This is a genomic window from Nitrosomonas eutropha, from assembly GCF_003201195.1.
GTDB classification, from domain to species: Bacteria; Pseudomonadota; Gammaproteobacteria; order Burkholderiales; family Nitrosomonadaceae; genus Nitrosomonas; species Nitrosomonas eutropha.
Genome location: NZ_QICQ01000004.1, coordinates 66,815 through 90,779, shown reverse-complemented (window position 1 = coordinate 90,779; position 23,965 = coordinate 66,815). Strand labels below are relative to the sequence as shown.

Sequence of the window (23,965 nt, the reverse complement as noted above, 5' to 3'; positions counted from 1 at the left end):
TAAGCCTCAAGTAGTATTGACATACTCCATCGGTATAATTCTTTATATCCCCTGTCATACAGACCCGGCAATCATAATCTTCACCGAACAGGATTTGCAGCATGCGTATTGAAAAAAGGATCAAGGACTATCTGGTTTTTTCTGGGGATAGTATTCTCGATGCCCTGAAACACATCAATGATAACCAGTCCCGGATCGTTTTCGTTGTGCAGGATAACGGCGTATTAATCGGGGCAGTCAGCGACGGTGACGTGCGACGCTGGATGACCCAGGCGACCGAATTTGATCTGAATCTGCCGATCGATCATGTGATGAATCGTAATTTCATCGCCCGGCCCGTTGCCGAATCCCAGAATCAGATTGCAGACTATTTTGATCACAAACGCGACATCATCCCGCTGATCGACGAACAAGGGCGTTTTGTCGCCCTGGCACGAAAATCAGCTACAGGGCTCCAGATCGGGGATTTCCTGATTGCCGACCAAAACCCCACATTTATCATCGCCGAAGTCGGTAACAATCATAATGGGGATATCGGCCTTGCGAAAGAACTGGTAAACCTAGCGGTGGAAGCCGGGGCCGATTGTGTCAAATTCCAGATGCGTGATCTTTCCTCGTTGTATTCGAATCAGGGCAGGAATGCAGAGGTGGGTTATGACCTGGGATCACAATACACGCTGGATCTGCTCAATAAATTCCAGTTGAGCCATGATGCACTTTGTCAGATATTCGATTATTGCAGGCAGCAGGATATTCTGCCCTTGTGCACGCCTTGGGATATGGTGAGTGTCCGTGTATTGGAAGAATACGGACTGGAAGCCTTTAAAGTGGCTTCAGCCGATTTTACCAACTATGAAATGCTGGAAGCGCTGGCTAAAACAGGTAAACCGCTGATCTGCTCCACGGGCATGAGTTCAGAAGCAGAGATCAAGGGCTCGGTGAGTCTGCTGCGCCGGTTGGGTGCCCCCTTTGCCTTGCTGCACTGCAATTCGACCTATCCTGCCCCCTTCAAGGATGTAAACCTCAACTACCTGCCGCATTTAAAGCAGCTGGCAGGTACGGTGGTCGGCTATTCGGGCCATGAACGCGGGTTTGCGGTGCCTCTGGCTGCCGTTGCCCTTGGAGCGCGCATCGTGGAAAAACATTTTACTGTCAACCGTGGTATGGAAGGCAATGACCATAAAGTCAGTTTATTACCAGCAGAATTTACGGAAATGGTGCAACAGATTCGCAATATTGAAGAGGCCATGGGACAAGGTGGTGAACGGGCACTGACCCAGGGGGAAATGATCAATCGTGAAAATCTGGCTAAAAGCCTGGTAATCAATTGCGATCTTTCGCAAGGACAACTCATCAAACGCAGCATGATCGTGGTGAAAAGCCCCGGGCAGGGTCTGCAACCCAATCGCATTGATGAGCTGGCAGGCAAAGTGGCACAGCACGATTTTAAGGCCGGGGATTTCTTCTTTGAAACAGATATCACGCCACAATCAGCTAAAAAACAACACTATACCTTTTCACGTCCCTACGGAATCCCAGCACGTTATCACGATTACCAGGCACTGACCGAAGGAATGAAAATCGATTTCATTGAGTTTCATCTGAGTTACCACGATCTGGATGTGAAGCTCTCTGACTATTTCTCTGATCCATTGCCAATCGGTTATGCCGTGCACAGTCCGGAATTGTTCGCTGGTGATCATATTCTCGATCTGGCAAACGACGATGAAGATTACCGGGCACATTCCATTACCGAACTGAAACGTACAACAGCGGTAGCGAGCGAGTTGCGTCAGTATTTTCCGTCGACACCCAGACCGGTACTGGTACTCAATGCCGGAGGCTGGTCACCGCAGAATTTCCTGCCAGTTGAAGCACGCACGAAACTTTACGACAGGGTGGCCAAAGCGCTGGGCGAAATCGACCTGAATTCCATTCGACTGGCCATTCAGACCATGCCCCCTTTTCCCTGGCACTTTGGGGGGCAGAGTCACCATAATCTCTTTGTCGATCCGGATGAGATCGCGGTATTTTGCGAGAAAACTGGCCATCATATCTGCCTCGACGTTTCACACTCCATGATGGCCTGCAACTATTATCAGTGGGATTTCAGCGCATTCCTCAAGAAAGTTCTGCCTCATACTATCCATCTGCACATAGTCGATGCCAAGGGAATAGATGGTGAAGGAGTGCAGATTGGCCATGGTGATGTGGATTTCGCCTTGCTGCACGATCAGTTGAACCAACATGCTCCCGGAATACAGTTCATACCTGAAATCTGGCAGGGCCATAAAAATAAAGGAGAAGGGTTCTGGTCAGCATTGGCGTTTCTGGAAAAAACCGGTTTCTAGGTAGATTCAGAACCGATTCAAAGCTGGTAATAATCATTCCTCTCGGCTTCCGAATATTTGATATATGATCAATTCTCCCAGGTAAATTACCTGCTGATTCCATAAGCCCCTACTGCCAACCTATTCCGATCTGACCGAACCATGGCTTCCCTTTCTGCTTCAACTCTTATCATTCCTGTCGAAAACCAGGTGCGTGAACTGGATGCAAAACTCCTGCTGGCATGCGTAGCAGCTGAGCGCGGGTTTCCGGTGATCATCGGCTCGCGGGCCTTTATTCATTTTGAAATCGCGTCACTACCGCGCGGCATCTATCTAGCAAAAAGCATGCGCAGTCTGAGTAATTCCATGTTCAGGATAATTCGCATGCTCGGACATGAAATCGTTGCCTGGGAAGAAGAAGCACTGGTCCACCCGCCGGCCGACACTTATTACACGCTACGGTTATCTCCCACTACGATCAGAAATGTTTCGCATGTTTTTGCCTGGGGCCAGGAAAATATCGATCTGCTTCAACAATATCCACAATTTCCGGAGAATCTGCCTATTCACCTGACTGGAAATCCGCGCGGAGATATCCTGCGGCCCGAGATACGCGCCTATTTCGCAGCAGAGGTAGAGCGTCTACGTAATTTGTATGGTGATTTCATTCTCATCAACACCAATTTCACTGATGTCAATCCTTTCATTCCCGGTATCGGCCTGTTCGTTCCGACAAAGGGTGGAGATAAAAAATCCCGGCGCGGACAGGCCGGGATCGGCATGAGTGAAGAATTCGCCGAAGGCCTGTGGCATCACAAGAAAGCCATACTGGAAGATTTCAAGCAACTCATCCCGGCACTGGAACGGACATTCCCGGATGTAACGATCGTGGTACGGCCCCACCCGAGTGAAAATTTTCGGGTTTATCACGATATTGCTGCTCAATGCCAGCGTGTCAAGGTCACGAACGAAGGCAATGTCATCCCCTGGCTTCTGGCTTCGAAAACAATGGTGCACAATGGCTGTACCACTGGTCTGGAAGCCTATGCTCTGGGAGTTCCAGCCATTTCCTATCTTGCGACTTTCAATGAATATTACGACTACGATTTCCAGGGCCTGCCTACCCGGCTGAGTTACCAGTCATTCAATTTCAACGAACTCCAGGGTACCCTGTCTCGAATCTTGAACGGTGATCTGGGCACTGCTGGAGGTAAAGAACGCAAGGCGCTCATTGATTACTATTTGGCAGCACAAAGCGACCGTCTCGCATGCGAACGTATCATCGATGTACTAGAAGAAAGCGGTTACGGCCAGTCTCAACCACCGGCCAGCTCTGCTCCAACGTATCTGACAGGATGGGCACTCGCAAACCTCAAAGCCACACTGACTCAATTGAATATGCGTCGTCCCGGACCAAACCGGCTGTCTTACCACGATCACCGTTTTCCTGAAATCCAGGTTGAAAAAATCGAACAGAAAATTGCACAGTTTGGCAGTTTACTGAATCGTTTCGACACCATCAAGGTAAAACAGCATTCACGCCATTTGTTCAAAATAAACAATTGAGATCAGTAGTAGCGATAGAATCTGCCCCTGCTGCTATAACGTGCGTCCAGACATTCTCAAAAAGTTTCTCTTACGATGATCGTCTGTTCGGGATGCACGCTGCTTATGTGTTCAACATAGACGCTATACTCCGGCACGCCCATCATCAGATGCAAACTTTTGCGCAAACGGCTTCCAGAGATGTAATTCATTTGATGATTGATCATAATAATCTCTCTTGGTCATTTGTTAGCCTGGTGGCTCATCGTCCAGGCTTGATGGAGAGGCTTGAACCTCCCGGATTACCTCCTGAAAATCTCCTACATCTTCAAAACTTCTATACACAGAAGCAAAGCGGATGTAGGCTACCTTATCCAGCTTGTACAGCTCTTGCATGACCCATTCACCAATTGTGCGCGATGAAATTTCTTGTGCCCCGCCTCCCAATAGTTTCTGCAGAATACGTTCTATTGCGGCATCTACCTGCCCAACCGGAACCGGGCGCTTGTGTAACGCCCGGGCAAAACTGGTGTAGAGCTTTTCCCGGTTGAACTCAACGCGATTACCGCCCTGCTTGATAATCTGTGGAAAACGCACCTCAACTGTTTCATACGTTGTGAAGCGCTTTCCGCAGGCCGTACATTGTCGCCTGCGTCTGATCCTGGAACCTTCTTCGCTGACACGCGAATCGACTACGCTGGTATCTTCAGCACCGCAGAACGGGCATCGCATTGCTCTGTACCTCCAAAATTACAGGTAACTGGAACCGGATAGCCGACACAGAAACCTGGTGCACAAGACAAAATAATCAATTTCCATACACCGGAAATTTTGCACACAAAGCTTGTGCTTCTCTGGCAACCTGATCCAGCACCGCCTCATTAGTCGGAGCTTCCAACACATCTGCCACCAGATTTGCAAGCTGCTCGGATTCAAGTTCCTTAAATCCGCGTGTGGTAATCGCCGGCGTACCAATTCGGACACCGCTGGTTACAAACGGTTTTTGCGGATCATTCGGAATTGCATTTTTATTGACGGTGATGTGCGCGGTTTCCAATGCAGTCTCCGCCTCCCTTCCGGTCAGATTTTTGGCGCGTAAATCCACCAGAAACATATGGCAATCAGTATGGCCGGATACAATCCGCAAGCCGCGCTGTTGTAATACTCTTGCCATGACACGCGCGTTCTCGATTACCTGCTTTTGATAATCCTTGAATGCCGGGCTGGCTGCCTCCTTGAAAGCCACAGCCTTGGCCGCGATCACATGCATCAGTGGGCCACCCTGTGTCTGCGGGAAAACTGCTGAGTTGAGTGCTTTTTCATGCTCAGGCTTAGCCATGATCACGCCACCACGCGGGCCACGTAGTGTTTTGTGCGTGGTACTGGTAACAAAATCGGCGATTCCCACTGGATTGGGATAATAACCGGCAGCAATCAGCCCTGCATAATGAGCCATGTCCACAAACAGATAGGCACCTACGTTGTCGGCAATTTTGCGGAAAGCTTGCCAGTCAATTACTCGTGCATAGGAAGATGCGCCAGCAACGATCATGCGAGGTTTATGCTCATGCGCAAGCTGCTCCAGCTCTGTGTAATCAATCTCTTCAGTTTCAGGATCCAGACCGTAAGCAATTGAATTGAATATCTTGCCACTCATATTGACTGGTGCGCCGTGCGTCAAATGGCCACCATGCGCCAGTGACATCCCCAGAAGCGTATCGCCCGGCTTCAGCGCGGACAAATAAACCGCAGCATTTGCCTGGGAACCGGAATGCGGCTGCACGTTAACGTATTCGGCATTAAACAGCGCCCGCAGGCGATCAATGGCAAGCTGTTCGACGATATCTACATGCTTGCATCCTCCGTAATACCGCTTGCCCGGATATCCTTCGGCATACTTGTTGGTCAGCACAGTGCCCTGTGCCTGCAAAACAGCCGGGCTGGCATAATTTTCCGAGGCAATCAGCTCGATATGATCTTCCTGCCGCTGTACCTCCCCCTGGATCGCTCGCCATAAATCCGGATCAACCTGCTCAATCGTCATACTCTTTGAAAACATAGTATTTACTCTCTGATTTTTATTGGAAAATGATTATTCTATCATCGCGTCGCGGCGCAAACTTCGTAATTCTATTACTATGCCACGCGTACAAAAACGACAGAATTCTCTGGCATAAAATTGACTTCATTTACTGAATTGGCGATGATTAGCGGCGCATCACATTTCATTCCACTCTGAACAGGAGCTTTTCATGGCTATAAACATATTCAAACAACAAGTTGATTCCATTATTCAAAGCAAGCATCTGTTGCAACATCCGTTCTACATCGCCTGGACCGAAGGCAAGCTGACCCGCGAGCAGCTGCGCCACTACGCTGAGCAATATTTTTATAATGTATTGGCTGAACCCACCTACCTCAGCGCAGTTCACTTCAACACCCCACATTTTCACAACGAAGAAAACTGTGGTGATATCAGCGTGCGTCAAGAGGTCCTCAAAAACCTGATCGATGAAGAACACGGAGAAAAAAATCACCCTGCCCTGTGGAAAGCATTTGCCTTTGCATTAGGCGCGAATGATGCCAGCCTGGCAAAAGCCGATGCATTGCCGGAAACAGAAAATCTGGTTTCAACCTTTCGCGACATCTGCATAAACGAATCTTTTTATGCAGGATTGGCCGCATTACATGCATTTGAATCCCAGGTACCTGATATTGCCGCTGTCAAGATCGACGGCCTGGCCAAATTCTATGACATGAAAAATCCGGAGGATTATGAGTTCTTCTCGGTACACCAGACAGCTGATATTTTCCATTCACAAGCAGAATGGGCAATCATTGAAAGATTTGCTGATACTCCGGAAAAACAGGCCGAAGTACTGGCCGCCACACGCCGCGCTTGTGATGCTCTGTGGAAATTCCTGGATGGTATTCACGAAAATTACTGTGCCAATCTCATCTGCGAGGAAAAAGCAGTAGTTACGTTGCATTAATCCCATATTGGCCTGATTACAACAGTTTACGCCGGGCAATCATCCCCAGTTTAAGGGGGATTGCCCGATTTCTTGAGTCCCTTATTTTTCCCGCTTTGCTCTCAGTTTTTCCTCGTTCCTTTTTTGCTCAATGGCTTAATTCCATCCAGTCTGGCAAAACAAACCTGGTCAATCGTTTCCAGAAAATCCCGTAAATAACGCAGCGAAGCATCTTGCTCCCGCACTGAAAGATACAAATCACTCCACAGTCCACTCGTACCGATACGCCGGGCAATCACATACTCGTAATCCAGATAATTTTTGATTCCCCATCCCGGCAGTGCAGCAATCCCCCGCCGGCTTGCTACCAGCTGCAAAATGGCCACGGTTAATTCGGTTGTTCGGCGCTGCCAGCTGACACCCGCAGGCATCAGCACTTGCCGGATCAAATCTATCCGCTCTTCCGGAACCGGATAAGTAATCAGTACGTCCTGCGCAAAATCAGCAGCTTCAAGTACTCGTTTGCTCCCGAGTACATGCCCCGGGGCCAGCACAGCCAGGATTTCAAAACGGAATAATGGAAAATGAATGATCCCCTGCTGTGGCTTGTTCTCTGAACCGATCACCACGTCAGCAACCTGCTGCCGAAGCAACGACACCGGATCACTATGAAAACCAGAAACCAGGTCAAGCTCCACTTCCGGCCAGTGTTGACGGAAATCATCCATGATTGGCATCAGCCAGTCGAAACAGGTATGACACTCCAGCACAATCCGCAAACTCCCTGCCGCCTGCTGCGATATTTTTGCCAGATCCCGCTCTGCTGACTGAACCTCGCCAAGTATCTTCCCCGCCAGTTGCACCAGACGCTTACCTGCATCGGTCAACTGTACTGCATGGCCACTGCGCTGAATAATCGGCAACTGGTAGTGCTCTTGCAGCGCCTTGATCTGGTGCGATACCGCAGATTGAGTCAAATGCACACGCTGCGCTGCCAGTGAAATACTGCCAGTCTCATCTAAGGCATTCAATGTGCGAAGATGTCGTAATTCAAGCATATATGAAAATTATTCATAATTATCTGTAAAACATTTCATTTGATTCATTATAGAGCATTCCACACAATGATGGTTTTCCGATCATGCAGAGAAAATATAATGAAAATACTGACACATAATCTCGGCTTCCCGAGAATCGGTGCACAACGTGAATTAAAAAAAGCACTCGAAGCTCACTGGAAAGGACAAAGTGAGGCTGCGCAATTATTGGCTACTGCGCGCGAAATTCGCGCCAGCAACTGGCTATCACAGCAAAAATCTGGCATTGATTTGATCCCGGTGGGAGATTTCTCACTGTATGATCACATACTCGACATGACCGCATTACTGGGAGCAATTCCCCATCGCTTCGAGCACACCGGCGATCAGGTTCCGCTTGATCTGTACTTTGCCATGGCACGTGGCACTGTTAATCAACCAGCTATGGAAATGACCAAGTGGTTCAATACCAATTATCACTACATCGTTCCTGAATTCGATCACAACACCCGATTTCATCTGGCATCCGACTGGCTGTTCCAGGAAATTAAAGAAGCCAAAGTGCTGGGGATAAATACAAAAGTTGTTTTGATCGGCCCGCTGACCTACCTGTATCTTGGTAAAGAAATTACGCCAGATTTTCAGCGATTGGATCTGCTTCCCAGCCTGCTGCCGGTTTATCGCGAAATTCTGCAGCAAATTGTTGCACTGGGTGTGGAATGGGTGCAGATTGACGAACCTATCCTCGCTCTTGATCTCGAGCAGCCCTGGCTAGATAGTTTTACAGAGGCCTATCGTGCACTAAATGATACGGGCAGTCGCTTGCTGCTCACCTCTTACTTTGGGGCGGTTGATCACCACCTCGCATTGCTTGAGAACTTGCCGGTAGATGGCCTGCATATTGACCTCAGCAGTGCTCCGGAACAACTCGAATCATTCCTCACCAGAAATTTCTCCAGCAAAATCCTGTCACTGGGTTGTATCGACGGACGCAATATCTGGCGCACTGATCTATCACAAAAACTGGAAAACTTAGCACAAACTGTATCTCGATTTAAGGGCAATCTGTGGATTGCCCCGAGTTGTTCCTTGCTACATTGCCCGGTAGATTTATCATTAGAAACTAAACTGGATCCAGAAATTAGAAATTGGCTAGCCTTTTCTACTCAGAAACTGGAAGAAATCGCCACACTCGGGCTCGGACTGTATCAGGGTAAGGAATCAATCCAAGAGATACTGACTGCTTCCAATCAAGCCAACCAATCAAGAAAGACATCTTGTCGCATCCATAACCCGGTGGTTCATCACAGAATTAACCATCTGACTGAACGAGACAGCCAGCGCACGCATCCTTTTGCAATTCGTAAACAACAGCAACAGCAGCGCTTCAATCTGCCTCTGTTGCCCACCACCACCATTGGTTCTTTCCCGCAAACTTCCGCCATTCGCCAGGTACGCGCCGCATTCAAAAAAAATGAACTAAGTCATCTTGAATACCTGTCTGCCATGCGTCAAGAAATTTGCGAGACTATCCGCAAACAGGAAGAAATCGGACTGGATGTGCTGGTTCATGGCGAACCCGAACGTAATGATATGGTGGAATATTTCGGCGAACAGCTGTGGGGATATGCTTTCACTGAAAACGGCTGGGTGCAAAGCTACGGCTCCCGTTGCGTCAAACCACCTATTTTATATGGTGATGTCTATCGCCCTGAGGCCATGACAGTCGATTGGATCAGCTATGCCCAAAGCCAGACCAGCAGACCAGTTAAAGGCATGTTGACCGGGCCAGTCACTATGCTGTTCTGGTCATTCGTGCGAGATGATCAGCCACGGGCAGATACCGCTTTACAACTGGCACTGGCAATTCGTGATGAAGTCACTGATCTGGAAAAAGCCGGTATCGGCATGATTCAGATTGATGAGCCGGCCTTTCGCGAAGGACTCCCGCTCAGAAGACAGGACTGGCAGCATTACCTTGACTGGGCAGTCAAGGCGTTTCGCGTTGCCAGCTCGGGGGTAAAGGATGAAACTCAGATCCACACCCACATGTGTTATTCCGAATTTCATGACATCCTGCCCGCCATCGCCGAACTAGATGCAGATGTCATCACAATTGAGACTTCACGTTCGCGTATGGAATTGCTGGATGCATTCGTAAAATTTTCCTACCCGAATGAAATCGGCCCTGGAGTATATGACATTCACTCTCCCCGTATCCCTGATACATCGGAAATGCTGGAGCTGCTGAAAAAGGCATCACACCATATTGATCCAAAGCTACTCTGGGTCAACCCGGATTGTGGCCTGAAAACGCGCAACTGGCCGGAAACCCGGACAGCTCTGCAAAAAATGGTGGATTGTGCAAAATCCCTGCGCAGCGCCCTGCAAACCTGATCTATTGTCTATCCCTCCGCGCAGTTGCCGGGCATAATCCAGGCTGTCACCCCCCTCTTCTGACAGCTTTGTCCGTGTAACTGCCACCTCACCCACGGTAGAACTGATTGGATGAAGTTGCGAGCAATGTCCAATACAGGGATCAGTTTGCATGGCAATCTTTCTGTGATGCTCTAATTTATGCGTTTGATGTGTGCACCCACTTGCGCCAGTTTTTGTTCGATTTGTTCATAGCCGCGATCCAGATGATAGATCCGGTCAACGATGGTTTCGCCTTGCGCAATCAATCCGGCGATGATGAGGCAGGCGGAGGCGCGCAGATCGGTTGCCATCACACTGGCACCATCAAGCTGGGGAATGCCATGCACGATCGCAGTATTACCCTCAACCTGAATATCTGCGTTCAGGCGTGTGAGCTCCTGTACATGCATGAAGCGATTTTCAAAAATTGTTTCTGTCATGATGGAGGTGCCGCCGGCAATGCTGTTTAACGCCATGAATTGTGCTTGCATGTCGGTAGGAAAGGCCGGATAGGGCGCAGTGCGCAGACTGACCGGTTGCGGCCGCTGCTGCATGCACAATCGGATCCAATCCCCGCCTATATCAATGTCTGCTCCAGCTTCTGCCAGCTTGCCCAGTACAACGTCAAGTGTATCTGCGCGTGTTCCGATCAGGGTGACGTCACCACCACAGGCAGCGACTGCGGTCAAGAACGTCCCGGTTTCAATGCGATCAGGCATGACGACGTGTGAACCACCATGCAAACGATCTACCCCTTCGATAATGATAATGTCATTGCCTGCTCCTTCTATTTTTGCTCCCATACCGATGAGACAATTTGCCAGATCAATCACTTCAGGTTCACGGGCGGCATTTTCCAGAATGGTCGTGCCGGAAGCAAGTGTGGCGGCCATCATCAGGTTTTCAGTTCCGGTAACGGTGACAACGTCCATGGCGATACGTGCACCTGAAAGGCGGCCCACCTGAGCAAGGATATAGCCTTGCTCAATATTGATTTCCGCCCCCATGGCTTGCAGTCCCTTGATATGCTGATCGACCGGCCGCATGCCGATTGCGCAACCACCCGGCAAGGAAATATGTGCCTGTCCGGTTCGCGCCAGTAATGGACCCAATACGAGGATGGCGGCACGCATGGTTTTCACCATGTCGTAGGAAGCGGTTGGATTGGTAATATTGGCCGCAGACAGTTCTGTAGTGCCTGGTTCATTTGTTAGAATGCGCACACCAATCTGTTCAAGCAATGCCAGCATAGTAGTGACATCCCTGAGATGCGGGATATTCTGTATGGCAAATGGTTCAGCAGTCAGTAGCGATGCGCATAATACGGGCAAAGCTGCGTTTTTGGCACCGGAAATACTGATTTCACCATGGAGCTTCGACCCCCCGTGAATGACAAGTTTCTGCATGAATCTACTCTTAACAAGAATTAAAATATTGTTGCACCCACATGGGCGTAATCCTTTGCATTTTATCGTACTAACTGAGGAGTCAGAATGAGCAAATTTGTTGTCCAGACCAATGATGCCCCACAAGCAATCGGCACCTATTCCCAGGCTGTCTGCATAACAGGTGGGGAAACTGTCTATCTTTCCGGTCAGATCGGGCTTGATCCAGCCAGCATGGAAATGGTACACGGCATTGATGCACAGATTGAACAAGTTATTACTAATCTCAAGGCGGTCATTGTTGCCAGTGGCGGCAGCCTGAGTGATGTCGTCAAACTGAATGTTTATCTGACTGATCTGGGCAATTTTTCCAGAGTTAATGAAGTCATGGGCAAGCATTTCAACCAACCTTATCCCGCACGCGCCGCTATCGGCGTGGCAGCATTGCCGCGCGGGGCACTGGTGGAAATGGATGCCGTGGCGGTACTGGATAAGTAAAACCCTACGTACTACTCACATCATTTTCTCCATTGGCTGCCCAATCTTTCAGCTCACTGGATAAGGCATTACGCAAAAAACTTGAAAAACTCGGCCTATTCAGTGATTTCGATCTGGTTCTGCACTTGCCGCTGCGCTATGAGGATGAGACACAGTTGTCATCCATCAGTGAAGCGGCTCCCGGAAATACAATACAAATAGAAGGGGTGATTACCGAACAGGAAGTGCTGATTAGTCCGCGACGGCAGCTCGTTTACAGGGTAAGTGACGATAGCGGTGTGCTTTATCTGCGTTTCCTAAATTTTTATGCTAGCCAGATAACCGCCTGGTCACCAGGTACCCGGCTGCGAATACTGGGTGAGGTGCGTGCCGGTTTTCATGGAATGGAGATGGTGCACCCGAAATGCCGGGTGGTGCGTGACAACATGGCACTGGCAACTGCCTTGACACCGGTTTATCCGGTAACAGCCGGATTGCCACAACGCACACTTATACGGCTGATCACACAAGCTTTTGAGCGGTTGCGAAGAAAGCAGTTTCTGCGTGAAATTTTGCCGGAAACGATCCTGTCTGCCTGTCCACTCCCTGCGTTTGAGGAAAGCTTATCTTTGCTGCATTGCCCGCCATCTGATATTTCCATGGAATCATTACAGCAACGTTCCCATCCAGCCTGGCAGCGGATCAAGTTTGACGAATTACTGGCGCAGCAAATTTCTCTACGTTGTCATTATCACCAGCGGCGCAATCAGCAGGCGCCTACTCTGTCGCAACAGGTTAGTTTGCAGCAGGTATTGCTGGGAGTACTGCCATTCAGCCTGACTGAGGCGCAACATAAAGTAGTGGCTGAAATCAGCACAGATCTTGCGCAGCCTTACCCTATGCAGCGGTTGTTACAGGGGGATGTAGGCAGCGGCAAAACAGTGGTGGCGGCACTGGCTGCATTGCAGGCGATTGGAAATGGCTATCAGGTTGCTGTCATGGCACCGACAGAGATTCTGGCTGAGCAGCATTTCAGGAAGTTGTCCGGCTGGCTGGTGCCGCTCGGGATAGAAGTAGGCTGGTTATCCGGCAGTCAGAAAAAAAGCCTGCGCAGCCAAGAGCTGGCAAAAACGGCAAGTGGTGCAACCATGCTGATTATTGGAACCCATGCATTATTTCAGGAGGCGGTTCAATTCAAGCAGCTCGGGTTGGTCATTATTGATGAACAGCATCGTTTCGGGGTGGGGCAACGGCTTGCCTTGCGCATGAAAAGGGAAGATGAAAGCTCACTACCGCACCAGTTGATGATGAGCGCCACCCCAATTCCCCGTACACTTTCAATGAGCTACTTCGCTGATCTGGATGTTTCTGTTATCAATCAATTGCCTCCCGGCAGATTGCCCGTTGCGACCAGGTTGATTGACAACAATCGGCGCGAGGAAATTATTGCACGCATCCGTGAAGCCTGCCTGGCTGGCCGCCAGGCTTACTGGGTTTGCCCATTGATCGAAGAATCCGAGGTATTACAGTTAAAAACAGCAGTGGAAACCTATGAAACATTGAGCCAGATTTTCCCTGAACTAAGCATAGCCCTCATTCATGGCCGGCTGGGTAGCGACGAAAAATCTGCGATTATGGCGAAATTTAGCCAGGGAGCAGTACAGTTACTGGTTGCCACCACCGTGATTGAAGTGGGTGTGGATGTGCCCAACGCCTCGCTAATGGTGATTGAACATGCTGAACGCATGGGATTGTCTCAATTGCATCAGTTACGCGGGCGGATCGGTCGTGGATCAGCTACTGGTATTTGTATCCTGATGTATCAGCGGCCATTATCCGTAGTGGCGCGTAAACGATTGCAGATTATTTTCGAGCATAACGATGGATTTGAAATTGCGCGGCAGGATCTGCTGTTGCGCGGGCCAGGTGAATTTCTCGGTACCCGTCAGAGTGGCGTACCCCTGCTACGATTTGCTGATCTGGAAGAAGATATCGATTTGCTGGAAATGGCGCGCAATGTTGCGGAAGAGATACTACGTGATTATCCAAATGAGGCACAGCATCACGTGCAGCGTTGGCTGGGAAATAGAGAAGATTATCTACGCGCGTAGTACTGGTTATATTCTGCCAGGCCGCGATGACGTACCAGGACGCGTGCAGCATCACGGAAGTGTAACGCGAGCTTTTCTGCAAAATAAACTGAACGGTGCTGCCCCCCGGTACAGCCAATAGCGACTGTGAGGTAGGCCCGATTATCCTGCATGTAGACAGGCAGCCAGGTATCTAGGAAACTGCCAATATCCCCGAGCATTTTTGCAGCATTGGGCTGGGCTTCCATAAACCGGATGACTTCCAGATCATGGCCAGTCAACTCTTTAAGATGCGGATCGTAAAAGGGGTTGGGCAGGCAGCGTATATCAAACACCAGATCGGCATCTAACGGAATACCATGTTTATAGCCAAATGACTGGAACATTAGCGTTAGCTGAGATGGATCGCGGCTATCCGAGATGAAATCCCTGATAAAAGCCCGCAGCGCATTAGGTCTTAACGAGCTGGTATCAATATGGTGGCCAAGATCGGATACGGTCGCCAACACCTCACGCTCGTGCTGGATGGCTTCCTCTAATGTGATATTTTTGTCACTCAAAGGATGTCTGCGGCGTGTTTCAGAGAAGCGCTGTATCAGCGTATCTGTACGTGTATCCAGAAAAATAAATTCCGTCCGAATGCTTTTATCGATCATTTTGAACTGCCAGGGTAGAACAGTAATACTATCGCCGCTGCGCATATCAATTGCCACGGCAACATGTGAATGATGCTGCGTTTGCAGGTGATTGATGAGGATAACGAGTAGCGATGCGGGAAGGTTATCAACGCAGTAATAGCCTGAATCTTCCAAGGCCTTAAGTGCAATTGACTTTCCCGAACCGGACAATCCACTGATAATGATGACTTGCATGGCTTTGAGTATAACAGGCAGATTAATTTGAAAGTGTCTGCAAAAGCAGTATTTGTTTATACAAAATGATGGGGGAATTGAATAGTGAATAAGGCTTTTACTAAAGAGAGTGACCACGAGGAAGAGCTGGATGACACCCCGCAACTGCCGCAGGGCGTAAAGAATTATATTACCCCGGGAGGCTATCAGCGATTGAAGGATGAATTTGATCAGTTATGGAAAGTGGAGCGCCCGGAACTGGTCAAGATTGTATCCTGGGCAGCATCAAACGGTGATCGCTCAGAAAATGGTGATTATATTTATGGCAAGCGGCGCTTGCGTGAAATTGATCGCCGTTTGCGGTTTTTATCCAGGCGCATGGACCATGCCGAAATCATCGACCCGGCACAACGCGGCGAGTGCGATCAGGTATTTTTTGGTGCGACAGTAACGGTATACGACGCACAAGGCAAAGAGCAGACATACAGTATTGTCGGTATGGATGAAGCGGAGCCCAGCTGTGGCCGTATCAGCTGGATTTCACCGCTGGCCAGAGCACTACTGAAAGCACGAGAGGGGGATGTGGTGTCTTTGCAAACACCAGGTGGCCTGGAAGAACTGGAAGTAATTAAAATCCGTTATACGATATTGTGATACAGACTCTCTGATCAGCTATCCCATCATTCATACACCGGCTTCCTTACGATCCGTCTGTACTACGCCCGGCATAATACCTGGAGCTTCAACACCGTACCACTGACACCCCATACCGCTTCATTGTTCGTTTCTATTTCCTGCCGAAATTCGTCAGGCAAACGCAAGTTGAAGCAGTCTATATTTACCTCATGTGGAAATCGACTGTCATGCGCTGTTCAGCGCTATTTATCCTTGCTTTGTGGGCCGTACTCCCAGGTAACAGCCAAGCCTACGATATTACCGTCAGTCTGAAAGAAGCCGAGCAGTTGGCGCTGACTCGTAACCGCGATCTCCGCTTTGCCCGACGAAATATTGAAGCTGCGGCAGCGGAAACACTCAATGCAGCTGCTTTTCCCAACCCCACACTTGCGGTTAATGCCAGTCATTTAAACCTTAAATCTGACCCAACTACTGCATTCAGCTCCAGAACGCCAACCGAAAGCGAAATTCGTATCGATCAGACTTTTGAACGAGGTGGTAAGAGAGCGCTCCGTATGGCACAAGCAGACAGTAAACTCACCGCTACTCGGTTCGATTTTGACGATACGCTGCGGCAAACTCGGTTCAATGCACGCAGCGCTTGGTTTGAACTTAAACTGGCTGAGCATCACGTTGAACTGAGCGGCATTATTGCCAGCCAGTCCGAGCATATATTGGAATTGGCTCGACGCCGCTATCAAGCAGGCGATCTATCCGGTGCTGATCTGGGGCGCTTCGAAACCGATGCTGCCCGAGCCCGAGCGGGTGTGCGCACAGCAGAAAGCACGCTTACACGCGCCCGCACTGCATTGGGTATTTTGTTAGCTGACGAAAACCATGCGTTACAGCTTGTCACTCGGGGCGACTGGCCGGCAGAAAGAGCCAGATTGCCTGACGCAGCCACTATCACCACCGCTATTTCCCAGCGTCCGGATACACTTGCCGCTGCCGCACGAATGGAAGCCGCTCGACATAACGTTGGGCTGGCACAGGCAAAGCGCACTCGCGACGTTACTGTCAGCCTCCAATATGAACGTCAACCAGCCGATGTGACACAACCACGCAATTCTCTTGGTCTTGAGGTTTCCATTCCATTGTTTCTTGGCAACTACTTTGAGGGCGATATCCGCCACGCTCATGCCGAGCTCGCTCTGGCCGAAGATCAGCTGGAAGCAATTCGCGCCCGCATCCAGGCTGAAATTAACCAGCTTGTCGATGAATTACAACATGCCAGCGACCGCTGGCATGCCTTGCAGGAACAAGCACTACCGGCTGCCCGCCGTACTGCCAGCGCAGCAGAGCTTGCTTTCAGCAAGGGAGCGATCAGCGCGCTGGAGTTTCTGGATGCGCAGCGCATTCTGCGGACTGCCGAGCTGGATACACTGCAAGCCCGCAGTGATCTGGCACAAGCAAGCGCCGCTCTGGATGCAGCACTGGAAACTACCATCTCCAAGGAACAGGAACCCGCTTCATGATGAAACTCCGATTATGCAAGATCAAAGTGGTTGCCGCTACCCTGGCAATAGTGATTACAGGTGTTGCTGGTTATTTGTATTTCAGCCAGGCTGTTATCCAGCCTCCGACAGAAAATACTGGATCAAACCGCACCCGGAATCAACTGCTATTCCCGCCGGGAGCCCCTCAGCTTGCCTACATTAAAACCAGCCCTGCCGTCTCGGCAATGCTGCCGGCCAGTGAGCCACTGGCTGCAAAGCTGGCACTGGCAGAAAACCTTACTGCTCGTATCAGCCCGGCTGTGGCAGGCCGTATCTTGCAGCTGCATGTCGAGATTGGCGATCAGGTTAAGGCTGGTACGCCACTGGTAACATTAGATTCGCCTGATTTTGGGGCAGCCATCGCCGATCTTCATAAGGCAGAAGCAGATGCCACCTACAAATCACTCACTTATAAACGAGCGCGCGAGCTTTGGGCCGGTGAAGCCATCGCCCGGCGTGATGTGGAAAGCGCCCGTGCGGACTGGCAAATTGCAGCCGCAGAAGCTAAGCGTGCACAATTGCGGGTAAGAAATCTGGTACCGGATGGCAAGATGCAGGATGAAAAATTGGTGTTATATGCACCAATTGACGGTACGGTGGCTTATCGCCAGGCTAACCCCGGCCTGGAAGTTCGCCCGGATATGGCCGCACCCTTATTTGTCATTTCCAATCTATCGCATTTATGGGTGTTGGTGGATGTTCCTGAACGATTAATCAGCCGGGTACAAAGCGGCAATCCACTGCTGCTCAACTTCGATGCATTTCCGGAAAAATCCTTCCTTGCCACCATTACCCGTATTGCCCCCGTACTTGATCCGAATGTTCGCCGAGTACAGGTGCGCGCTGAAATAGACAATCCGGACGGCACGCTACGGCCAGAAATGTTTGCCCGTGCCCAGTTGATCGATCCACGAGCGGATAGCGTAGTTCAATTACCGGCAGAATCAGTCATTACCGGTGGGGTTCATCCCACCGTATTCGTTGAGACTAATGCGGGTGAATTTATTCAGCGCCGTATCCGCATTGCCTTCCAGGATGCTGAATCTGTCTGGCTCGAACCGGAAAATGGAGGGGTAGCAGTCGGAGAAGAGGTCGTGATCGACGGCACCATGCTGCTGACTTCAGAACTTGCTGCTGGAAACTAAAATGCTCAGTCGTCTTATCTCATTTTCGATCAAACAGCGGCTTTTTATTCTCGTGATGACGGGAGCACTGCTGGTGGCCGGCATACATGCTTTTATCGAACTGCCTATCGAAGCATTTCCCGATGTGCAGGATGTACAGGTACAAATCATCACGCAAGTCATCGGCCAGGCACCGGAAGAAGTCGAGCGCAGTGTCACTATCCCGATTGAACGGGAAATGAGCGGCGTGCCGCAACTGACCCAGCTGCGCTCGGTTTCCATTACCGGGCTGTCAGTCGTCACCATGACATTCGCCGACGGTGCCGAAGATCGTCTGGCACGTGCGCAAGTACTGGAAAAACTACAAACGGTAAGTTTGCCGGAAGGAATCACCCCTGAGCTAGCTCCACTGACCACTGCTGTTGGTGAAATTTACCGCTACGTGGTCGATGCTCCGCCGAACCTGCCACTGTATGAAGTCCGGGCCATTCAGGATTGGGTGATCCGTCCGGAATTGCGGCGGGTACCCGGTGTGGCAGATGTAATCGGCTTTGGTGGCACCATCAAGGAAATTCAGGTCAACGTTGATCCCAACGCATTGCGCAAGTACCGATTGACACTGGATCAGGTGAGCCGTGCATTGAGTGAAAATAATGCCAATACCGGCGGTGGCATTATCCGGCGAGGCGGTGAAGGATTAATACTAAGGGCTATTGGCCTGTTTCACACGATTGAGGACGTAACCACCACTGTGATCACGGCGCATGACGGCAAGACCATTACTATTGGTGATGTTGCAGCTGTTCATGTCGGTGAACATACACCATCTGGCATCGTCTCCCTTGCCCAACGTGATAAAGACGGCAAAGTTTCGAATCGCGACTCAATTGTCGAAGGCATCGTGGTGATGATCAAGGGCAGCGATCCGAGCAAGATTATTCAGACACTCAGGGCTCGGATCGATGAACTCAACAGCCAAGCCAAGCTTCCGCCAGGTGTGCAGATACACCCAATCTACGAGCGCACCCAACTAGTTGAACACACGGTGGCAACTGTGGAGGAGAATCTGCTCCTCGGTGCGCTGCTGGTAGTTACGGTCTTGGTCGTATTTCTACGTGACTGGCGAACCTCACTGATCGTTGCCTGCATCATTCCACTGACACTGCTGTTTGCCTTCATTATGATGAATGCACGCGGGGTATCCGCCAACCTGATTTCGCTGGGTGCAGTTGATTTCGGTATTATTATCGATAGTGCCGTCGTGCTGGTAGAAGCGCTAATGGTGCGGATGATGCTGCAAAAAGGCCTGGGATCCGGGCCTGATGCTGCCAAATGGCGTATCAGCGTCTTACGGCAAACTGCTATCAGCTTGAGCAAACCCATCCTGTTTTCAAAGGCGATTATTATCTTGGCCTTTGTACCGATATTTACGTTTCAGCGCGTGGAAGGAAAAATTTTTTCCCCGGTTGCCTTCACTCTTTCCTTCGCATTGATCGGTGCCATTATCCTGACACTGACACTGGTCCCTGCCCTGCTCTCCTATCTATTGCAGCGCGGTCCCGTTCAGGAGCCTCACCTGGCCTGGATGGAGCGCTTGCAGAATGGCTACCGGCGATTACTTGACTGGACAGACGCCCGTCCCCGCATTATAACCGGAATCACAACGATCTCACTGGCAGCAGCACTTGCACTGCTACCGGCAATCGGAACGGAATTTCTGCCCAAGCTCGACGAAGGAAACATCTGGCTGACTATCGCTCTTCCCCCTTCCATTCATTTGGAACAATCAAAGGAAGTAGAACGTGCAGTACGGGTGAAGCTGGCAGCCTATCCAGAAGTCAAAACAATTGTCTCCCAGGTTGGCCGGCCGGATGATGGTACCGATCCAAAGGGAGCCAATAATCTGGAAATTCTGGCTGATCTCAACCCTCGCAACAGTTGGCGATTCAGCTCGAAGGAAAAACTGGTGGCCGACATGTCACAAGCTTTGAAGGCCATTCCGGGTCTACCTACCAATTTCTCACAGGTAATCCAGGATAACGTCGAGGAATCCTTGTCCGGCGTCAAGGGTGAAATTGCCGTTAAGGTGTTTGGCCCAGATCTGGATATTCTGGAAGATAAGGCAGAGCAGATTGCCACCCTGCTTAACCATATTCGAGGCGCCGTGGATGTGGCTGCCATCAAGGTCGGCGGTCAGACCGAGGTGACCGTTACCCCGGATCGGCAGAAATTGGCGCGGTATGGCATCAACATCGCGGACATCAACAATCTTTTCCAGATGGCGTTCGGTGGTACGGCAGTGACCGGTTTTTATGAAGGTGAGCGACTCTTCAACGTCAACGTCCGGCTGGCTCCAGACTATCGCCGCACCGTCACCGACATTGCCAACCTGCAGATAGCAATTCCGGGCAGTACCGGTGCTTTTCTGACACTGGGCGAATTAGCTCGCATTGAAGTACGCCAGGGTGCTTCACGCATTGCACGCGAGGCAGGAGGTCGTGCCGTTTCGGTCAAGTCAAACTTAATGGGACGTGATCTGGGCAGCTTTATTAATGAGGCCCAGAAAAAAGTAACTGAGCACGTTCACCTGCCCCCTGGCTACCGAATTACTTGGGGAGGACAGTTCGAGAACCAGCAACGAGCAATAAAACGATTGATGATTATTGTGCCTGTCAGTCTGCTTGGTATCTTTGTATTACTGTTCTGGGCGTTTAAATCCGTGCGTGCAGCGCTTATCATTTTGCTAATTGCCCCACTCACCCTGATTGGTGGCCTTACCGGACTGGCACTCTCCGGCTTGCATTTATCCATTTCAGCTGCGGTCGGGTTTATTGCGGTCTCCGGTATTGCAGTGCAAAACGGGGTAATCATGATTGAGGAAATCGTGGGCTTGGTTCACAAAGATCGATCGTTTGCTGAGGCGGTGCGGGAAGGTGCTGTGCTGCGCCTGCGGCCAATATTAATGACAGCTCTGATGGCAGGCCTTGGTTTGCTACCAGCGGCGCTGTCCCATAGTATCGGTTCAGAGATCCAACGCCCATTTGCAGTGGTCATTGTCGGCGGTATTATTTCTGCTACCTTCTTCACACTGGTACTGCTGCCACTAATGTTCAACCGGCTGGCACGGCCAAAACACATGAAATCCTGAATAAATCCGGTTTATGTATCATGAGATGGGTTGGAGGACATAATGCGTATTCTGGTTGTCGAGGATGATTCCCTGGTGGCAAGCGGTATCAAACAGGGTTTGATCAATGCGGGCTACACTGTCGATGTGGCGAACACAGCCGGGAGTGCGGAGATCCATCTGCGGGATGAGAATTTTGATCTGGTGGTAGTGGATATCGGCCTGCCAGATATGGATGGATTAATGCTGGTACAACGACTACGCAACCGGCAGATGCGCCTGCCTGTATTAGTACTAACTGCGCGCGGTAGCATGGAGGATACGATTGCCGGTCTGGATGTGGGGGCAGATGATTATATGGTCAAGCCATTCCGTTTACCAGAGCTGGCGGCGCGTATCCGTGCACTGATTCGCCGCGCTCACTCGGTTGCCAGTACCGAGTTACGGCATGATCAGCTGATTCTCAATACCGGTAGCCACACCGCCACGCTGCACGGCCAGCCACTATTCTTGACCATGCGTGAATGGACTATCCTGGAAATTCTGTTGATGGCTTCACCCAAAGTAGTTAGCAAAGACAAGCTGCTGCAAAGCCTGGCCGGTTGGGACAAGAACATCACGCCCAATGCCATTGAAGTTCATGTATCGCGGCTACGCGCCAAGATTGCGCTTGGCGGCATTGGGATTCGCACAGTTCGCGGCATCGGTTACCGTATTGATCAGAGCCTCTCATGAAATCCGGTCATTCTCATCCACCGGGGTTGCGGCAACGATTGCTGCTCTGGATATTGCTCCCTTTGATTGTAGTATTTACTGGCAGTATCCTGTTTGATTATCGCTTGGCTCAGGAAACAGCCAATACTGCCTACGATCACTCCCTAAACGATGCAGCACTGGATATTACCGCCTATGTCCAGACTACCGGCCTAAATCCCGAATTGCGTCTGACTCCCGAAGCAGAAGCCATGCTGCGTTCCGATGCAATGGATAAAATTTTTTTCGCTATCCATGGCTCCGATCAACAACTGCTGGCCGGTGACGCCGACCTGCCGATCTACCCCGGATCGTTGCACGAACGACCGACATTTGTCGATGATATCTACCAGGATGAAGAAATTCGTGCCACCACGCATCGAATTGTCATCAATGGTGATGAAATCACCATTACGGTAGCTGAAACCATGCGGGAACGGAACCACGCCAGCCACCGTATACTCGCCGCAATTGCTTTCCCCAACCTGATGATTATTGTCGCAACATTACTGGTAATCTACTTTGGTGTCCGGCGTGGTCTGGCACCACTTGTACACATTGAAAACCAGATTGCCAGCCGCTCACCACGCGATTTACGTGCACTCGATATTGAGCATGCTCCGCGCGAAATCCGCCCAATGCTTACCCGGCTCAATGAGCTGTTTGAATCACTGCGCCTGGCTGCCGCAGCCCAGCAACGTTTTTTGGCTGATGCAGCACATCAGTTGCGCACGCCGTTAGCTGGTTTGCAAACCCAGATCGAACTAGTGGCTGCCGAAGGAAAATATCTCCGCAACGAAGAGCGACTGGCGCGTATTGAGGAATCAGTCGAACGTATCGCGCATCTGGTTACCCAGCTGTTGATTTACGCGCAAACCGAGTCGGCAGCTTCTGCCAATCAGGTCTTTCAACCAGTGGCGCTGCATGAACTGGCTGAAAGCTCAGCATCAATCTTTATTGATCGTGCCCTTCTCAAGGATATTGATCTCGGTTTTGAAATTGAGCCGGCAGTTACCGAGGGTATCGCCTGGATGTTGCGAGAGGCCCTGGGAAATTTAATTGATAACGCGCTGCGCTACTGTCCCTCCGGTAGCACGATCACCGTCCGCAGCGGCATTCGTTTCGGTCGGTCCTACCTGGCGGTGGAGGATAACGGCCCCGGTATTTCAGTTACAGAGCGCGACAAAGTATTTGAACGCTTTTATCGTATTCCCGGATCGGCCAGTGGTGGTTGTGGACTGGGCTTATCTATCGTCCAGGAAATTGCACAACTGCATACCGCAACCATCAATTTCTCCGAACCGGCCGGTGGCGGCCTGACAGTTATACTCACCTTTCCTGCAAGCAATATGAAAAATGAGTGATGTAAAAAAGAAAGCCTGCCATTTTACAGAAAACAATGTAAAAGGCAGGCCAAAGTAGAGGAGGAAGCAACTTGTACCAGTAGAACACACAGCTTATTCAGGGAAAAATCTGAAAGAAAAAATTCATATTTTTCCTTCAAATCTATATTCATATCGCATAAATATAAACCTGAGTACTAGGTGTTACGGATAATGAAGTTGATTATGCCCTTAAAAATAAAGATTGAGAATGTGACATATTGCCGCAGGCTGAATTGATAGGAGCTTCGCTATGACAGGAGACACTGCAGAAGGAAATGCACCAGAATACTTGCCAGGGAA

Annotated in this window: 18 protein-coding genes; 12 read left to right on the top strand and 6 right to left on the bottom strand. The window is 50.3% G+C overall.

Going from position 1 to position 23,965, the window contains the following annotated elements:
• The first annotated feature begins 101 nt into the window (after positions 1–101).
• Together C8R14_RS02650 and C8R14_RS02645 are read left to right on the top strand one after the other, a co-directional pair.
• Positions 102–2,351 carry an N-acetylneuraminate synthase family protein gene (locus C8R14_RS02650; RefSeq protein ID WP_011634599.1) on the top strand — a complete coding sequence of 750 codons (2,250 nt, stop codon included), beginning with the start codon at positions 102–104 and terminating at the stop codon, positions 2,349–2,351.
• Between the two features lie 141 nt (positions 2,352–2,492).
• On the top strand, positions 2,493–3,896 hold the full coding sequence (locus C8R14_RS02645) for a surface carbohydrate biosynthesis protein (protein WP_011634600.1): 1,404 nt from the start codon (positions 2,493–2,495) through the stop codon (positions 3,894–3,896).
• 56 nt (positions 3,897–3,952) lie between these two features.
• On the opposite strand, the gene C8R14_RS02640 is transcribed toward C8R14_RS02645, so the two are convergent.
• From C8R14_RS02640 to glyA, 3 genes are all read right to left on the bottom strand, one after another.
• Entirely contained in the window at positions 3,953–4,087 is a 135-nt protein-coding gene (locus C8R14_RS02640) for a CstA-like transporter-associated (seleno)protein (protein WP_258332325.1), read from the bottom strand.
• 37 nt (positions 4,088–4,124) lie between these two features.
• The gene (gene nrdR / locus C8R14_RS02635; RefSeq protein ID WP_011634601.1) at positions 4,125–4,607 is read right to left on the bottom strand and encodes a transcriptional regulator NrdR; all 483 of its coding nucleotides are present in this window, start codon (positions 4,605–4,607) and stop codon (positions 4,125–4,127) included.
• Positions 4,608–4,683: 76 nt separating this feature from the next.
• Positions 4,684–5,934 carry a serine hydroxymethyltransferase gene (glyA, locus tag C8R14_RS02630; RefSeq protein WP_074455302.1) on the bottom strand — a complete coding sequence of 417 codons (1,251 nt, stop codon included), beginning with the start codon at positions 5,932–5,934 and terminating at the stop codon, positions 4,684–4,686.
• A 193-nt stretch (positions 5,935–6,127) separates the two neighbouring features.
• On the opposite strand from glyA, the gene C8R14_RS02625 reads away from it, so the two are divergent.
• A complete protein-coding gene (locus C8R14_RS02625; RefSeq protein ID WP_011634603.1) occupies positions 6,128–6,868 on the top strand; it encodes a 4-aminobenzoate synthase in 741 nt (246 codons plus the stop codon).
• Between the two features lie 101 nt (positions 6,869–6,969).
• On the opposite strand, the gene C8R14_RS02620 is transcribed toward C8R14_RS02625, so the two are convergent.
• Positions 6,970–7,905: a LysR family transcriptional regulator gene (locus C8R14_RS02620; protein ID WP_011634604.1), complete on the bottom strand. Its 936-nt coding sequence runs from the start codon at positions 7,903–7,905 to the stop codon at positions 6,970–6,972.
• Between the two features lie 99 nt (positions 7,906–8,004).
• Here C8R14_RS02620 and metE point away from each other — a divergent pair, with 99 nt between their 5' ends.
• On the top strand, positions 8,005–10,281 hold the full coding sequence (metE, locus tag C8R14_RS02615; protein ID WP_041353515.1) for a 5-methyltetrahydropteroyltriglutamate--homocysteine S-methyltransferase: 2,277 nt from the start codon (positions 8,005–8,007) through the stop codon (positions 10,279–10,281).
• 173 nt (positions 10,282–10,454) lie between these two features.
• Here the strand turns inward: metE and murA are convergent, their stop codons facing one another.
• Complete coding sequence (gene murA / locus C8R14_RS02610; protein ID WP_011634606.1) at positions 10,455–11,708, bottom strand: UDP-N-acetylglucosamine 1-carboxyvinyltransferase; 1,254 nt, start codon at positions 11,706–11,708, stop codon at positions 10,455–10,457.
• Positions 11,709–11,795: 87 nt separating this feature from the next.
• On the opposite strand from murA, the gene C8R14_RS02605 reads away from it, so the two are divergent.
• Positions 11,796–12,185 (top strand): RidA family protein, encoded by a 390-nt coding sequence (locus tag C8R14_RS02605; protein WP_011634607.1) that lies wholly within the window; start codon positions 11,796–11,798, stop codon positions 12,183–12,185.
• 32 nt (positions 12,186–12,217) lie between these two features.
• Positions 12,218–14,275: an ATP-dependent DNA helicase RecG gene (gene recG / locus C8R14_RS02600; protein WP_011634608.1), complete on the top strand. Its 2,058-nt coding sequence runs from the start codon at positions 12,218–12,220 to the stop codon at positions 14,273–14,275.
• On the opposite strand, the gene rapZ is transcribed toward recG, so the two are convergent.
• Positions 14,260–15,126, bottom strand: coding sequence for an RNase adapter RapZ (gene rapZ / locus C8R14_RS02595; protein WP_011634609.1), 867 nt, complete (start codon positions 15,124–15,126; stop codon positions 14,260–14,262). The two genes, recG and rapZ, sit on opposite strands and share 16 nt — an antisense overlap.
• A gap of 84 nt (positions 15,127–15,210) precedes the next feature.
• Here rapZ and greB point away from each other — a divergent pair, with 84 nt between their 5' ends.
• From greB to C8R14_RS02565, 6 genes are all read left to right on the top strand, one after another.
• Positions 15,211–15,759, top strand: a complete 549-nt coding sequence (gene greB / locus C8R14_RS02590; protein ID WP_011634610.1) for a transcription elongation factor GreB — start codon at positions 15,211–15,213, stop codon at positions 15,757–15,759.
• Between the two features lie 191 nt (positions 15,760–15,950).
• Entirely contained in the window at positions 15,951–17,255 is a 1,305-nt protein-coding gene (locus C8R14_RS02585) for a TolC family protein (RefSeq protein ID WP_011634611.1), read from the top strand.
• Positions 17,252–18,421 (top strand): efflux RND transporter periplasmic adaptor subunit, encoded by a 1,170-nt coding sequence (locus tag C8R14_RS02580; RefSeq protein ID WP_011634612.1) that lies wholly within the window; start codon positions 17,252–17,254, stop codon positions 18,419–18,421. Before C8R14_RS02585 ends, C8R14_RS02580 begins: the two co-directional genes overlap by 4 nt.
• Position 18,422: 1 nt before the next feature.
• Positions 18,423–21,548, top strand: coding sequence for an efflux RND transporter permease subunit (locus C8R14_RS02575; RefSeq protein ID WP_011634613.1), 3,126 nt, complete (start codon positions 18,423–18,425; stop codon positions 21,546–21,548).
• 42 nt (positions 21,549–21,590) lie between these two features.
• Positions 21,591–22,262 carry a response regulator gene (locus C8R14_RS02570; RefSeq protein ID WP_011634614.1) on the top strand — a complete coding sequence of 224 codons (672 nt, stop codon included), beginning with the start codon at positions 21,591–21,593 and terminating at the stop codon, positions 22,260–22,262.
• Complete coding sequence (locus tag C8R14_RS02565; RefSeq protein ID WP_011634615.1) at positions 22,259–23,644, top strand: sensor histidine kinase; 1,386 nt, start codon at positions 22,259–22,261, stop codon at positions 23,642–23,644. Before C8R14_RS02570 ends, C8R14_RS02565 begins: the two co-directional genes overlap by 4 nt.
• The last annotated feature ends 321 nt before the right edge of the window (positions 23,645–23,965 follow it).

Bases quoted from the DNA above. Each gene is read 5' to 3' on its own strand.
- C8R14_RS02620 (WP_011634604.1), bottom strand. From the start codon at position 7,905: ATGCTTGAATTACGACATCTTCGCACATTGAATGCCTTAGATGAGACT.
- C8R14_RS02640 (WP_258332325.1), bottom strand. From the start codon at position 4,087: ATGAATTACATCTCTGGAAGCCGTTTGCGCAAAAGTTTGCATCTGATG.
- C8R14_RS02580 (WP_011634612.1), top strand. From the start codon at position 17,252: ATGATGAAACTCCGATTATGCAAGATCAAAGTGGTTGCCGCTACCCTG.
- murA (WP_011634606.1), bottom strand. From the start codon at position 11,708: ATGCAGAAACTTGTCATTCACGGGGGGTCGAAGCTCCATGGTGAAATC.
- C8R14_RS02605 (WP_011634607.1), top strand. From the start codon at position 11,796: ATGAGCAAATTTGTTGTCCAGACCAATGATGCCCCACAAGCAATCGGC.
- C8R14_RS02645 (WP_011634600.1), top strand. From the start codon at position 2,493: ATGGCTTCCCTTTCTGCTTCAACTCTTATCATTCCTGTCGAAAACCAG.
- metE (WP_041353515.1), top strand. From the start codon at position 8,005: ATGAAAATACTGACACATAATCTCGGCTTCCCGAGAATCGGTGCACAA.
- C8R14_RS02650 (WP_011634599.1), top strand. From the start codon at position 102: ATGCGTATTGAAAAAAGGATCAAGGACTATCTGGTTTTTTCTGGGGAT.
- C8R14_RS02585 (WP_011634611.1), top strand. From the start codon at position 15,951: ATGTGGAAATCGACTGTCATGCGCTGTTCAGCGCTATTTATCCTTGCT.
- C8R14_RS02625 (WP_011634603.1), top strand. From the start codon at position 6,128: ATGGCTATAAACATATTCAAACAACAAGTTGATTCCATTATTCAAAGC.
- C8R14_RS02565 (WP_011634615.1), top strand. From the start codon at position 22,259: ATGAAATCCGGTCATTCTCATCCACCGGGGTTGCGGCAACGATTGCTG.
- glyA (WP_074455302.1), bottom strand. From the start codon at position 5,934: ATGTTTTCAAAGAGTATGACGATTGAGCAGGTTGATCCGGATTTATGG.
- C8R14_RS02570 (WP_011634614.1), top strand. From the start codon at position 21,591: ATGCGTATTCTGGTTGTCGAGGATGATTCCCTGGTGGCAAGCGGTATC.
- C8R14_RS02575 (WP_011634613.1), top strand. From the start codon at position 18,423: ATGCTCAGTCGTCTTATCTCATTTTCGATCAAACAGCGGCTTTTTATT.
- rapZ (WP_011634609.1), bottom strand. From the start codon at position 15,126: ATGCAAGTCATCATTATCAGTGGATTGTCCGGTTCGGGAAAGTCAATT.
- nrdR (WP_011634601.1), bottom strand. From the start codon at position 4,607: ATGCGATGCCCGTTCTGCGGTGCTGAAGATACCAGCGTAGTCGATTCG.